Genomic DNA, 13,072 nt, shown 5'->3' with positions numbered 1-13,072 from the left:
CGTTATAGCGTTAGTTTTTTGTTGATGTCTTCGACAAATTTTTTGAATTGTTTGTCTGTAGAAACTAAATTATCAACGGTTTTACAAGCATGTAAAACGGTAGCGTGATCGCGGTCTCCAATTTGTGAACCAATGTTTGCCAAAGAAGCTTTTGTAAATTTCTTTGCAAAGAACATGGCCAATTGTCTTGCCTGAACAACGTGTCTTTTTCTGGTTTTAGACTGAAGTGTTTCAATATCAAGCTGAAAATAATCAGACACGATTTTTTGGATATAATCGATAGAGATTTCTCTCTTAACATTTTTAACGAATTTCTCAACTACACTTTTAGCAAGTTCGATTGTAACTTCTTTTTTGTTGAAAGAAGACTGAGCGATTAACGAAATGATCGCGCCTTCAAGCTCTCTAACGTTAGATTTGATGTTACGTGCCACATATTCTAAAATATCTTCCGGCATATCAACACCATCACGATATAAAATATTTTTTAAGATCGAGATACGGGTTTCATAATCAGGCTGGTGCAATTCTGCAGATAATCCCCATTTGAAACGAGATAACAAACGCTGTTCGATATCCTGCATGTCAACAGGAGCCTTATCAGAAGTTAAAATTACCTGTTTTCCGTTTTGGTGTAAATAGTTGAAAATGTGGAAAAACACGTCCTGAGTTCCTGATTTTCCAGATAAAAACTGAACATCATCAATAATCAAAACGTCGATCAATTGGTAAAAATGAATAAAATCGTTACGATTATTCTTTTTAACCGAATCAATATATTGTTGTGTGAAAATCTCGGCAGAAATGTATAATACCGTTTTTTCAGGATATTTGTCTTTTACTTCAACACCAATTGCATGCGCTAAGTGTGTTTTTCCTAAACCAACTCCTCCAAAAATCAACAAAGGATTAAATGAAGTTCCACCCGGTTTATTAGCAACTGCCATACCTGCAGAACGGGCTAAACGGTTTGAATCTCCTTCTAAGAAATTGTCGAAACTGTAATTTGGATTTAATTGAGACTCGATTTTTAAATTTCTGATTCCCGGAATTACAAATGGATTTTTAAGTTCAGGATTTAGGTTTTTAAACGGAGCATCAACCTCTTGCGGTTTCATCGGAACTCTGTTGGAACTTGGCAGCTGCTCGGTAAATGGCTGTTTATTTCCGTAAGTGTTCTCCATTTTAATTTTATAGAGTAACTTTGCATTTTTTCCAAGTTCTTTGGTAAGTGCAACTTTTAATAATTTTACGTAGTGCTCTTCGAGCCATTCGTAAAAAAATTTACTTGGTACTTGAATATATAATGCGTTATCGGTTAGCTCAACTGATTTGATTGGTTCAAACCAAGTTTTGTATGCTTGATCTTGAATATTGTCCTTTATAAAAGACAAACAGTTTTCCCATACCGATTGAGCAGTTTTAGTCATAGATTCAAATAAATTTTTATTGTTTTATAAAGATTCTCCTATAAAAAAAGGAGCAAAAATATTCCATTTTTAAGGATAACAAATATGTGAACAAATTTCTGTAAAAAAAAATATTTTGGTATCTAATTTTATAAAAAAATGTTGTAAGAGGGCTTGAATAATTTAATTTTTTTTAATACATTAATAATGAAAAATCATCAAACGCAAGTGCGTGTTCGTTACTCCGAAACTGACCAAATGGGAGTCGTTTATCACGGAAATTATGTGCCTTATTTTGAAATTGGACGAGTGGAATGGCTTAGAAATAAAGGGGTTTCGTATAAAAGTATGGAAGAAAGCGGAATTGGGCTTCCTATTGTATCCATGCAAATTAATTATAAAAAATCTGCGCGGTATGATGAACTTTTAACAATTCATACTACCTTCAAAAGTCAGTCGTCTGTTAAGATTGAATTTGACTGCGAAATCTATAATGAGGCAAATGAGTTATTAACAACTGCAGTGTTTATTTTAGTATTTGTTTCGTTAAAAACAGGTCGTCCAACTGCCCCTCCGGATTATATTTTAGAATTGTTTAAAACGCTGGCATAATTGTTAAAACGAAAGCACTTTTTATACGAATTTAGATAATTTTAATATCAACTTCAAACATTAAATCAAAAATGTCGAATATGGATTCGGCATTTTTTTTTCGCGTTTTTGTCACAATCTTTCCAATCGGAAGACCTGAATCTTCATCCATTTCCATTTCCTGTGATGTGATTTCCAGTTTTCTTTCTTTAATAACCCGCATTACTTTGTTCATGTTTTTATAGTCGAAAGAAATCAAAAACTCGACATCAATTGTTTTTTCAACAATTTCACAAACTTCTAATGTCATTTGTGCCGTAGTTCGATACGCTGCTATTAAACCGCCAACACCTAATTTTGTTCCGCCAAAAATACGAACCACAACTATAAGAACGTTTGTTACTCCAAAAGATTGTATTTGTCCGTAAATAGGCGCACCGGCAGTATTGCTTGGCTCGCCGTCGTCGTTGGCTCGATAGGAAATTTTTGGAGCTGTACCCAGTTGATAAGCATAACAAAAATGTACAGCATGCGGATGCAGTTTCCGTAAGTTTTCTATAATAGGTTTAACTTCATCCTCATTTTCTATAGGAAAAGCATAACCAAAGAATTTGCTTCCTTTTTCTTTAAAAAGAACTTCTTCAGATTCTCCGGCAATGGTTTGATATGTATCGTTGTGTTCCAAACTTAAAATTCTATTTTTTTTTGCCACAGATTAAAGAGATTAAAAAGGATTTCTTTTTTTTTTGCTCGGTGTTAATCTCTGTGGGGTTTTTAATATTTCACGCAGATTTAAAAAGATTTAAACTGATTTAAGCAGATTATTATAAAACTAAATCTGCTTAAATCTGCAGAATCTGCGTGAAAAAATCATTTTAATCTGTGGGAAAAATAATTTTTATAATATTTTTTTATCAAATAAATCTACAACATCTTCTTTGCCAACCTGTAAATTCCAGATTTTAAAGCCCATCGCTGCGGCAGAATCTGTGTTTTCTTTTTTATCATCAACAAATAAAGTCTGCTCAGGAATTAAATTATGTTCGTCAATTAAATGCTGAAAAGAATTGGTATTTGGTTTTCTTTTTCCTATTTCAAAAGAAAAATGAACCTTTTCAAAACAATTATAAAAATCAGTATAAAAAGGAACGCCAACCGTTTTTTCAAAAGTGGCAATATGAATAGAATCGGTGTTGCTCAATAAAAACAAACGATATTTTTTTGAAAGTTCTTTTAAAAAATCTAATCTGTAAGAAGGGAAATCAGCTAAAACGGCATTCCAGGCTTTTAGGATTTCTTCAATTGAAGCATTCGGAAGCTGTTTTTGAAAACCACCCAAAAAATCATCATACGAAATATCTCCTGTTTCAAACAGAAGGTTTAAGCGATCCAATTCAGAATTCCATTCTTTTAACCCTAAATTCTGTAATCCGGAAATAGTTCCCTGTTTATCTAAATTGATAAAAATATCTCCAAAGTCAAAAATTATCGTATCAATCATAATTTCTTATGTATATTAATTCATCCTCCTGAATATAAGTTTTAACGCTCTTTTTCTTTTGAATTTGAGGTGCTTTTGTTCCCTTTTCAAAAGAAGTTTTTCCTGTAAAAATTCGGGCTTCATCCCACATATTTTCATCTATAAAAGATTGCAGGGTTTGTCTTCCGCCTTCAATAATTACAGATTGAACCTGATGCTGATATAAAACATCCAAAATTTGCTGAATGATATTGGTATCAAAATCTATCTTTTCAAAAATCGTATTTTCAGTTGAAATATTATTTTCAGATTTTGTAAAAATGATTGTTTTTACACTTTCATCAAAAACAAAACTGTCTTTAGAAATTCGATTATTTTGATCCAAAATTATTCTAACAGGATTATTGCCAGCCCAGTCTCTGGTGTTTAATTTGGGATTATCGTCAATTACGGTTTGTGTTCCTGCTAAAATGGCTTGTTCCTCGCTTCTCCATTTGTGAACCAATTGACGAGAATAACTATTCGTAATCCAAACCGGTTTTCGTTCCTGATTTTTTTCTTTTTCAGGCGCCAAAAAGCCGTCCAGACTTTCTGCCCATTTTAAAATAATATAAGGACGCTTTTTTTGGTGAAAAGTAAAAAACCGTTTATTCAGTTCGTTGCATTCATCTTCTAAAACGCCAACCGTAACGTTTGCGCCGGCTTCAATTAGTTTTAAAATGCCTTTTCCGGCCACTTTTTCATTTGGGTCAACCGTTCCAACGACAACATTCGGGATTTCATTTGCAATAATCAAATCACAGCACGGAGGTGTTTTTCCAAAATGAGAGCAAGGTTCTAAACTCACATAAATGGTAGCCTTTTTCAAAAGCGATTTATCTTTTACAGATCGAACCGCATTCACTTCGGCATGAGGTTCACCGGCTTTTTTGTGCCAGCCTTCGCCAATAATCCTATCTTCATAAACAATTACACTGCCTACCATTGGGTTTGGATAGGTTGTTCCAAACCCATTTTGAGCAAGTTCAATGCATCGTTTGATATATTTCTCATGTATATTCACGGTGCAAAAGTAACTATTTTTGAGTTTTGTGTCTAATGTTGCAAAGATTGTTATGAAACAATCCAAAATGTTATGAAAGTATCAAAAAAGTATTTTTACTTTTGTATAGATATGCTAATAAATAAAATGGAAAATTGGATTATCAGAAGAATTAAAAAAGAAGACAATCAGGCAATTGCAAAATTAATACGATCTGTTTTTGATGAAATGGAAATTCCTAAAGTTGGAACGGCTTATGAAGATCCGTATCTTGATTTGATGTTTGAACAATACAATAAACCACAGTCAGTATATTTTGTGGTTGAAAAAGAAGGTGAAATTTTAGGCTGCGCCGGAATTGCTCCTTTAGAAAATGGAGACCCAAAAATCTGCGAATTGCAAAAAATGTATTTTTTACCCGCAGTTCGAGGATTAGGAATTGGCAGTAAAATGATGGAAGAATGTCTAAACGAAGCCAGAAATTTTGGTTTTGAAAAATGTTATATAGAAACAATGCCGTTTATGCATGCGGCACAAAAATTATACAAAAAATCGGGTTTTGAATATTTAGATGCGCCAATGGGTTGTACCGGGCACAGTTCTTGCCCTGTTTGGATGTTGAAAAAATTATAAGCCAATGAGAAAAATTATTTTTAGCCTTTTTTTAGCTTCAATTTTGTTTTCCTGCAAAGACACAGCAGAAAAGAAACTTGTTAAGAGTTCAGGAACTGCAAAGGATACAGTAAGTAAAACTGTAGCAGAAAAAGAAAATAATATTGAAGAAGAAGAATTTAAAAATGAATTTAATATTCTGATACCTCAAAATTACAGGACTTTTAATAATCAAAATCCGGTAAAAGCATTAAATGAAAAATGGGTTGAATTGTATAAAGAAAATGAAGACTATTTTTTAGGAAAACCAAATTATAAAATCGAAAAAGGATATAGTGAATGTTCCGGAGATTCAGTGCTTTCTATTATTCCGGAAAAGAAGGTGGTATTGTTGATGGATTATCCGCAGTTAAAAACCGGAAAAATAAAATCGCTGAAAATTGACATTGACAAAATCTGGCCAAAAGAAAAACTAAGTTTTGTGTTTAATAATGTCAATTATACTTTGAGAGGAGAAGGGAAGGTTCTTTCTGAAGAAAAAATAAATACTGACGATGATAAAATAGAGATTTTTAAAAAAGTAGAAGATTATAAGCTGTATTTAACCGTAGGGAATAATCCGGAAAAACTGCTTTTAACAGAAAACTCTTTTAATGATACATTTGTAGAAATGCTTTTTGCAGGTGACATTGATGGTGACGGAAAACTGGATTTTATTTTTGGCGCCAATAGAGATTATGAAGAAGACCGTGCGCTTTTGTTTCTTTCGTCAAAAGCAGAAAACGGAGAGGCAGTGAAAAAAGTTTCAGAAATAGCAGTACAATTTGACTGCTAAATAAAATTAAGATCTAAATAACGCAGATATAAAAAATGAAAATTAAACAATATCGTACTCAGTTTATTAAAGAGTTAGCTCCTTTGTACGATGCGTACGAAGCAGAAAGTTTTTTCTATTTAATTTTAGAAGACAAACACAAACTGCGTCAAATAGATTTAGCCTTAAATCATGAATTGTTTTTTTCTGAATCAGATTTTGCTGTCTGGGATTTATTACTGGCACAATTAAAAAGAGAAGTTCCTATTCAGTATTTACTGGGAAAAACCAGTTTTTACGGTTTAGACTTTGAAGTAAATGAAAATGTTTTAATTCCGAGACCGGAAACAGAAGAACTGGTAGAATGGATTATAAATGAAAATGCGGCGACGGATAAAAGTAAAAAATTAAAAATTTTAGATATCGGAACCGGAAGCGGATGTATTGCGATTTCGCTTGCCAAAAATCTGCCAAATGCAGAAGTTTATGCTATTGATGTTTCGAAAAAAGCCATAGAAACTGCGAAACGAAATGCAAACAGAAATAAAGTTGATGTAACTTTTATGTTTCAGGATATTTTAGAAACCGATGAATTGAAATGTCAGTTTGATATAATCGTTTCGAATCCTCCGTATGTTCGAAATTTAGAAAAAGAAGAAATCCGAAAAAATGTTCTGGACTATGAACCGCATTTAGCACTTTTTGTAGATGACAATGATGCGTTGGTCTTTTACAGAAAAATAGCTTCTCTGGCTCAGAATAATCTTTTAGAAAACGGAAAGTTATATTTTGAAATCAATCAGTATTTAGGAAAAGAAATGATTGATCTTTTAGGTAAAATGGATTTTATAAATATTGACCTGCGAAAAGATATCTACGATAATGACAGAATGATTTCCGGTAGAGTTTCTAAAGCTGTATAGCTGTTATTTTTTTTACAAAGGATGAAAACACGAATTCGGAATTTTAATTTAGATCAAATCTCTGAAGAATTTGATATTTTAATTCCTTCAGAAGGTTCTTCGGATTTAAAAGTTACATATGTTAATTTCGAGTTTGAAGAAAAACCAAACCATAACATCACTGCGAAATTTTTTCTCAATGAAAACAATGATCAATTAGTTGAATTTAATTTTTTTTACTTCAAAAATATAGATCTAATCTTTTTTAGATTTATATATCAATGGGGGATAATTGATTTGAAAAATAAAAGACTAAAGAGAAATGTAATTGATTATTCTCTAGATTTTCCATTTTTCTACTTGTATGAAAACTGTATTTTAATAGTAGATGATGTATTTGCAGAAACTGTAACATTTGATGGTAATACAATAGATACAATTCGAAATGAGCAACCTTATGAAATAATTGAGTTTGATAATTATTTTGAGTTTGACATAATAGGAGTTGAAAAAAGAAAACTTATGAAATTTACTCATAACGCAAAGCTTCAATAGGATCTAATTGAGAAGCCTTAATTGCGGGATACAAACCAGAAACGATAGCCACCATAAAACTTGTTGCAAAAGCAGCAAAAATCGCCATCCACGGAATTACAAAAGCGAAACTCATTGCAGAGGCAAAAGCAAAACCAATTAAAATTCCCAGTACAATTCCCACCAGACCGCCAATTTGTCCAATCAGCAGTGTTTCAATAAAAAACTGAACAGATATAGTCACTTTTGTTGCGCCAAGTGCTTTGCGTACACCAATTTCACGAGTACGTTCTGTAACAGAAACGATCATAATATTCATTAGAGCAATTGAAGAACCTAAAATGGTAATGATAGAAATAATCCAGGATGCCCAGCCCAGATATTTTGTAATTCCTAAAATTCGGTTGATTAAATCGTCGCTTCGTCCAATTCCAAAATTATTATCACGTACCGGACTTAGTTTACGAACTCTTCTCATTGTACTTGTCGCATTATCAACGGCTTCGTCTAAAAGTTCTTTTTTAGAAACCATGACACTAATCGTATAATTAATGTTTGGAGCAGTAAATAAAGAGCGCGCTACCTGAATAGGAATCAATACCCGTAAATCCTGATTGTTTCCAAAAGTAGATCCTTTTTCTTTTAAAACGCCAATAACTTTAAAACGCGCACCGCGAATCGAAATCGTTTTGTCGATTGGGTTGACATCTTTCAGTAAACCTTTTTCAAAATCAGAACCCACAACGCAGGTGTACGTATTATTGTCAATGTCAAATTGATTAAAAGATCGGCCTAATGTAGTTTCTAAACCAGAATTGGAAATATAATGTTCATCTACACCCACAATAGCAATTTCCGGATCCGTTTTAGTATCTAAATATTTAACCTCAGAAGTCGAAGATGCAGTAAAGGAAAGAGAAGTTTCGGTAAACGGATATTTGTATTTGTTTTTGAAGGCAACTGCTTCCGGATAAGAAATAATAGGATTTATAATTTCACGTTCATTTCCGCCTCGGTTTCGAACCGTATTTTCATATTGATTGATATTGAAAGTATTCGCACCCATCGAAGCAAAATTGGTAGAAACTGTATTTTCAAGAGCTGTTACAACCGTTAAAATTCCAACCAAAGCTGTAATCCCGATAGCAATAATTAAAACAGTAAGAATGGTTCGTAATAATTGAGTTTTGATAGAACCAAAAGCAATCCGAATATTTTCTTTAAATAATTTCAGCATCATGACCAATTTGTCACGAAAATACGGTTTTTGTTACAAGTTTGTTTTCGAACTGCTATTATTTATTTTAAAAAGTAAGATATTTGCAGACTTAAATTAAGTTGAAAGTTGGAAAGTAATTTAGTCTAAAAGTGTAAAGCTGCATGTCTAAAAGTCCAACGACCTAAAAATCTAAAAAAAAATAATTTTAAAGGTTTATGAATTTAAGTTTCAAACGAAATCTAAAATCTAAAATCTAAAATCTAAAATCAGAAAAGATGGCTTCAAAACCAAGTATTCCACAAGGGACAAGAGATTTTTCACCTGCCGAGGTGTCAAAACGTCAATATATTATTCAGACGATAAGAACTAATTTTGAGAAATTTGGTTTTCAGCCAATAGAAACTCCTTCGTTTGAAAATTCAGATACTTTAATGGGGAAATATGGGGAAGAAGGAGATCGTTTGATTTTTAAAATATTGAATTCAGGTAATTTTTTCTTCAATAAAAATAAAATTGAATTACCAGAATCTTTGGAAGCACTTCAAACAAATTCTGCAGAAACAATCAGTCTTGATCAAAGAATTGAGCTGAATAAATTTACAGGAAGAATTTCAGAAAAAGCATTGCGTTATGATTTGACTGTTCCTTTTGCCAGATATGTTGTACAGCACCAAAACGAAATAGAATTTCCTTTTAAAAGATACCAAATCCAGCCAGTTTGGAGAGCAGATCGTCCGCAGAAAGGCCGTTACAGAGAATTTTTTCAATGTGATGCCGATGTGGTAGGCTCAAAATCACTTTGGCAGGAAGTTGAATTGGTACAGTTATATGATACAGTTTTTACAGCTTTAGGTCTAGAAGGTGTTACAATTAAAATCAATAACAGAAAAATTCTATCTGGAATTGCTGAAGTAATTGGTGCTTCAGATAAATTAATCGATTTTACAGTTGCCCTTGACAAATTAGATAAAATAGGTGAAGATGGTGTAAAGAAAGAAATGATTGAAAAAGGTATTTCTGAAGAAGCTTTGGTAAAAGTACAGCCGCTTTTCAGTTTTAGTGGCACTTTTGCAGATAAAATCAATCACCTTTCAGAATTGTTGTCATCTTCTGAAGAAGGAATGAAAGGTGTTGAAGAATTAAAATTTATTTGTGACAATGTGGCTGATTTAGGTTTGTCAACTGCAATTTTAGATTTAGATGTTACTTTGGCACGCGGTCTAAATTACTATACAGGAGCTATTTTTGAGGTAGCAGCACCAAAAACGGTTTCAATTGGTTCGATTGGAGGCGGTGGTAGATACGACGATTTGACTGGTATTTTTGGTTTAAAAAACATGAGCGGTGTTGGAATCTCTTTCGGACTGGATAGAATTTATTTGGTTCTTGAAGAATTAAACTTGTTTCCTGAGACTGTTGCGGCAACTTCAAAAGCTATGTTTTTAAATTTTGGAGACAAAGAAGCGTTGTATGCTTCAAAAGCAATCCAAAAATTAAGACAGGAAAATATAAAAGTAGAATTGTATCCTGATAACGTAAAAGTTGGGAAACAGTTTCAATATGCTGATAAACGTTTGATTCCGTTTGCAGTAATTGTTGGAGATCAGGAAATTACTTCAAATACATATGCACTTAAAAATTTAGTGACAGGAGAGCAGGTTTCTGTAGATTTTGACGGATTGAAAAAAGCTTTGTTAGGTTAACTATTTGTAACGAAGTTTTTTGCCACAGATTACACAGATTTAAAGGATTTTTTATTTCACGCAGATTAGGCGGATTTTAGCAGATTTAATTTAATTTTTATATAAAATGAATCTGCGCAAATCTGCCTAAATCTTTTTTAAATCTGCGTGAAATAAAAATTTAGGTTAACTATTTGAAATAAAGGTTTTTGATTCAGACAGCCTATATTTAAAGGATTTTCTTTTGAAATCTCTACCTGAAATAGTTGCTTGAGAAGAAAAAAAACTTTTAATTTGCCAACCTTAAATTACGGGCGTAGTTCAAGGGTAGAATAGCGGTCTCCAAAACCGTTGATGGGGGTTCGAATCCCTCCGCCCGTGCAATATTTTTTTACCGCAAAGGATTTTTTTTACCGCAAAGATCGCAAAGATTTTTACGATGAATACTTTAAAAAGACAAAGTTCACAAAGCTAAATCAATACAAAGCTTTGCGAACTTTTCCTTTTTTAAAAAGCTTAAGAGTAAAAAATCTTAGCGTTCTTTGCGTTAATTTTTTTTTAAGATAAAAAGCATAAAAAAAAGCTTCGTCTCTGTAAGGCGAAGCTTTTTTTAATATAAGGTAAACTTGAATTAATAATTATTTAGAGACCGAAGCCAACCCTTAAATTCAATTTTGATAGGTAATAATTTAGTTTTTACTTTGGAGATCAAATATACGACAAACTAAAACGTAATAGTCTTAAAATTATAATAAAATTTCAAGCCTGTAATTTCGTTTTTTAAAAGGCTCATAATTAATAAAGTGACAATTTGACATTTTCAAAGATTTGGCAGTACTTTTGCAATCCAAAACAAAGTAATAAATAAAATGAAGTTTAAGAATATTTTTAAAAATAAAAGTAATATGACTACGGAAAATACAGAATTCGATCAGGAATTAGATGATGTAACGTTAGAAAACAATGCAAACGGAGAGCAGTTAATTGTTGAAGAATTAAGTGTTGAGGAGCAATTAGCTAAAGACTTGGCTCACGAAAAAGATAAGTTTTTGAGATTATTTGCTGAATTTGAAAATTACAAAAAAAGAACTTCAAAAGAGCGTCTTGAATTGTTTAAAACTGCAAACCAAGAAGTTTTATTGGCTATGCTTCCTGTTTTAGATGATTTTGACAGAGCTGCAGTAGAAATCAACAAATCTGACGACGAAAACCTTAAAAAAGGTGTTGAGCTGATTCATGAAAAATTGAAAAGTACTTTAGTTTCTAAAGGTTTAGAGCAAGTTGAAATTCAGGCAGGAGATGCTTTCAATGCTGATGTTGCAGAGGCAATTACTCAAATTCCGGCTCCATCTGACAAATTGAAAGGAAAAATCGTTGATGTTATTGAAAAAGGATACAAATTAGGAGACAAAATTATTCGTTTCCCTAAAGTTGTAGTTGGAAACTAAAAGCAATTAAGATTCTGAAATTCAGGTTTAATATTGGAATTTGGAATTTTAAAATTTAGAATTTTACCTAAATTATGAAAAAAGATTTTTACGAAATACTAGGCATTTCAAAAAATGCTGACGCTGCCGAAATAAAAAAAGCATACAGAAAAAGTGCTTTAAAATACCATCCTGATAAAAATCCGGGCGACAAAGAGGCAGAAGAAAACTTTAAATTAGCGGCAGAAGCTTATGAAGTTTTGAGTGATCCGCAGAAAAAAGCAAAATACGACCAATACGGACATCAGGCATTTGATGGTTCTGGCGGATTTGGCGGTCATGGCGGTATGAATATGGATGACATTTTCAGCCAGTTTGGTGATATTTTTGGCGGTGGATTTGGCGGTTTCGGAGGCGGAGGCGGAGGTCCTCGTCGTGCTAAAGGAAGCAATCTTCGAATTAAAGTAAAACTAACTTTAGAAGAAATTGCTAATGGTGTTGAGAAAAAAGTTAAAGTAAAACGTAAAGTTCAGGCAAAAGGTGTAACGTATAAAACTTGTACAACTTGTAATGGTCAAGGTCAGGTAATGCGTGTAACCAATACTATTTTAGGAAGAATGCAGTCTGCATCAACTTGTCCTACATGTGGTGGTTCTGGTCAGATTTTAGATAAAAAACCAGCCGAAGCAGATGCTCAGGGAATGGTTCAGGAAGACGAAACAGTATCAATCAAAATTCCTGCTGGAGTTGTTGACGGAATGCAGTTGAAAGTTTCTAACAAAGGTAATGATGCGCCAGGAAACAGTATTCCGGGAGATTTAATTGTTGCTATTGAAGAAATTGAACACGAATTCTTAAAACGTGAAGGAGAAAATGTTCACTATGATTTATACATCAGTTTTCCAGAGGCAGTTTTAGGAGCTTCTAAAGATATTGAAGCTATCAACGGAAAAGTTCGTATTAAACTGGAAGAAGGAATTCAATCTGGAAAAATCTTAAGATTAAAAGGAAAAGGTATTCCAAGTATCAATGGTTACGGAAGCGGAGACTTATTAGTTCACGTAAATGTTTGGACGCCAAAAACATTAAATAAAGAACAAAAACAATTCTTTGAAAATGCTTTAAACGACGAGCACTTTGTTCCAAGCCCGGAAAAATCAGAGAAATCATTTTTTGAAAAAGTAAAAGATATGTTCTCATAATCTAAACTTTTTTAAAAGTGTTTAAATAATTCAAAAACCCATTCTAAGCATAAATAGAATGGGTTTTTTGCGTATTATTATGCAGATTCGCTACTAATTATTTACTTTTACAGCCTGTTGGCAGAAATAGCAGAAACCAACACAAGAAAATCTAAAAA

General features: G+C 32.6%; 13 protein-coding genes and 1 tRNA gene. 9 read left to right on the top strand and 5 right to left on the bottom strand.

Going from position 1 to position 13,072, the window contains the following annotated elements:
- Positions 1 to 2 precede the first annotated feature (2 nt).
- Positions 3 to 1,430 carry a chromosomal replication initiator protein DnaA gene (gene dnaA, locus ABDW27_RS07095; RefSeq protein WP_011921525.1) on the bottom strand — a complete coding sequence of 476 codons (1,428 nt, stop codon included), beginning with the start codon at positions 1,428 to 1,430 and terminating at the stop codon, positions 3 to 5.
- 186 nt (positions 1,431 to 1,616) lie between these two features.
- Here dnaA and ABDW27_RS07090 point away from each other — a divergent pair, with 186 nt between their 5' ends.
- Complete coding sequence (locus ABDW27_RS07090) at positions 1,617 to 2,021, top strand: thioesterase family protein (protein WP_343695244.1); 405 nt, start codon at positions 1,617 to 1,619, stop codon at positions 2,019 to 2,021.
- A 31-nt stretch (positions 2,022 to 2,052) separates the two neighbouring features.
- On the opposite strand, the gene ABDW27_RS07085 is transcribed toward ABDW27_RS07090, so the two are convergent.
- From ABDW27_RS07085 to ribD, 3 genes are all read right to left on the bottom strand, one after another.
- Entirely contained in the window at positions 2,053 to 2,685 is a 633-nt protein-coding gene (locus ABDW27_RS07085) for a YigZ family protein (RefSeq protein WP_343695278.1), read from the bottom strand.
- Between the two features lie 213 nt (positions 2,686 to 2,898).
- Positions 2,899 to 3,501: an HAD family phosphatase gene (locus ABDW27_RS07080; RefSeq protein ID WP_343695243.1), complete on the bottom strand. Its 603-nt coding sequence runs from the start codon at positions 3,499 to 3,501 to the stop codon at positions 2,899 to 2,901.
- On the bottom strand, positions 3,494 to 4,543 hold the full coding sequence (gene ribD / locus ABDW27_RS07075) for a bifunctional diaminohydroxyphosphoribosylaminopyrimidine deaminase/5-amino-6-(5-phosphoribosylamino)uracil reductase RibD (RefSeq protein ID WP_343695242.1): 1,050 nt from the start codon (positions 4,541 to 4,543) through the stop codon (positions 3,494 to 3,496). Before ribD ends, ABDW27_RS07080 begins: the two co-directional genes overlap by 8 nt.
- 126 nt (positions 4,544 to 4,669) lie before the next feature.
- Here ribD and ABDW27_RS07070 point away from each other — a divergent pair, with 126 nt between their 5' ends.
- The 4 genes from ABDW27_RS07070 to ABDW27_RS07055 are packed head-to-tail and all read left to right on the top strand — an operon-like array spanning position 4,670 to position 7,405.
- Positions 4,670 to 5,155 (top strand): GNAT family N-acetyltransferase, encoded by a 486-nt coding sequence (locus tag ABDW27_RS07070; protein ID WP_343695241.1) that lies wholly within the window; start codon positions 4,670 to 4,672, stop codon positions 5,153 to 5,155.
- A 4-nt stretch (positions 5,156 to 5,159) separates the two neighbouring features.
- Positions 5,160 to 5,969, top strand: coding sequence for a hypothetical protein (locus ABDW27_RS07065; protein ID WP_343695240.1), 810 nt, complete (start codon positions 5,160 to 5,162; stop codon positions 5,967 to 5,969).
- A 35-nt stretch (positions 5,970 to 6,004) separates the two neighbouring features.
- Positions 6,005 to 6,871, top strand: a complete 867-nt coding sequence (gene prmC, locus ABDW27_RS07060; protein WP_343695239.1) for a peptide chain release factor N(5)-glutamine methyltransferase — start codon at positions 6,005 to 6,007, stop codon at positions 6,869 to 6,871.
- A gap of 21 nt (positions 6,872 to 6,892) precedes the next feature.
- Complete coding sequence (locus ABDW27_RS07055; RefSeq protein ID WP_343695238.1) at positions 6,893 to 7,405, top strand: hypothetical protein; 513 nt, start codon at positions 6,893 to 6,895, stop codon at positions 7,403 to 7,405.
- On the opposite strand, the gene ABDW27_RS07050 is transcribed toward ABDW27_RS07055, so the two are convergent.
- Positions 7,380 to 8,624, bottom strand: a complete 1,245-nt coding sequence (locus ABDW27_RS07050) for an ABC transporter permease (protein ID WP_343695237.1) — start codon at positions 8,622 to 8,624, stop codon at positions 7,380 to 7,382. The two genes, ABDW27_RS07055 and ABDW27_RS07050, sit on opposite strands and share 26 nt — an antisense overlap.
- A gap of 254 nt (positions 8,625 to 8,878) precedes the next feature.
- Here ABDW27_RS07050 and hisS point away from each other — a divergent pair, with 254 nt between their 5' ends.
- From hisS to dnaJ, 4 genes are all read left to right on the top strand, one after another.
- A complete protein-coding gene (hisS, locus tag ABDW27_RS07045) occupies positions 8,879 to 10,306 on the top strand; it encodes a histidine--tRNA ligase (RefSeq protein ID WP_343695236.1) in 1,428 nt (475 codons plus the stop codon).
- A 289-nt stretch (positions 10,307 to 10,595) separates the two neighbouring features.
- A tRNA-Trp gene (locus ABDW27_RS07040) sits at positions 10,596 to 10,666 on the top strand.
- A gap of 488 nt (positions 10,667 to 11,154) precedes the next feature.
- Positions 11,155 to 11,733: a nucleotide exchange factor GrpE gene (locus ABDW27_RS07035; RefSeq protein ID WP_213257807.1), complete on the top strand. Its 579-nt coding sequence runs from the start codon at positions 11,155 to 11,157 to the stop codon at positions 11,731 to 11,733.
- A gap of 74 nt (positions 11,734 to 11,807) precedes the next feature.
- A complete protein-coding gene (gene dnaJ, locus ABDW27_RS07030; RefSeq protein WP_343695235.1) occupies positions 11,808 to 12,914 on the top strand; it encodes a molecular chaperone DnaJ in 1,107 nt (368 codons plus the stop codon).
- The last annotated feature ends 158 nt before the right edge of the window (positions 12,915 to 13,072 follow it).

Origin of the sequence: Flavobacterium sp. (assembly GCF_039595935.1) — a bacterium.
GTDB lineage: Bacteria > Bacteroidota > Bacteroidia > Flavobacteriales > Flavobacteriaceae > Flavobacterium.
This window is presented reverse-complemented; position numbering and strand designations above follow the sequence as displayed.

Coding starts and splice junctions, on each gene's coding strand:
- ABDW27_RS07055 (WP_343695238.1), top strand. CDS start 6,893: ATGAAAACACGAATTCGGAATTTTAATTTAGATCAAATCTCTGAAGAA.
- prmC (WP_343695239.1), top strand. CDS start 6,005: ATGAAAATTAAACAATATCGTACTCAGTTTATTAAAGAGTTAGCTCCT.
- ABDW27_RS07090 (WP_343695244.1), top strand. CDS start 1,617: ATGAAAAATCATCAAACGCAAGTGCGTGTTCGTTACTCCGAAACTGAC.
- ABDW27_RS07065 (WP_343695240.1), top strand. CDS start 5,160: ATGAGAAAAATTATTTTTAGCCTTTTTTTAGCTTCAATTTTGTTTTCC.
- ABDW27_RS07080 (WP_343695243.1), bottom strand. CDS start 3,501: ATGATTGATACGATAATTTTTGACTTTGGAGATATTTTTATCAATTTA.
- ABDW27_RS07050 (WP_343695237.1), bottom strand. CDS start 8,624: ATGATGCTGAAATTATTTAAAGAAAATATTCGGATTGCTTTTGGTTCT.
- ABDW27_RS07070 (WP_343695241.1), top strand. CDS start 4,670: ATGGAAAATTGGATTATCAGAAGAATTAAAAAAGAAGACAATCAGGCA.
- dnaJ (WP_343695235.1), top strand. CDS start 11,808: ATGAAAAAAGATTTTTACGAAATACTAGGCATTTCAAAAAATGCTGAC.
- dnaA (WP_011921525.1), bottom strand. CDS start 1,430: ATGACTAAAACTGCTCAATCGGTATGGGAAAACTGTTTGTCTTTTATA.
- hisS (WP_343695236.1), top strand. CDS start 8,879: ATGGCTTCAAAACCAAGTATTCCACAAGGGACAAGAGATTTTTCACCT.
- ABDW27_RS07035 (WP_213257807.1), top strand. CDS start 11,155: ATGAAGTTTAAGAATATTTTTAAAAATAAAAGTAATATGACTACGGAA.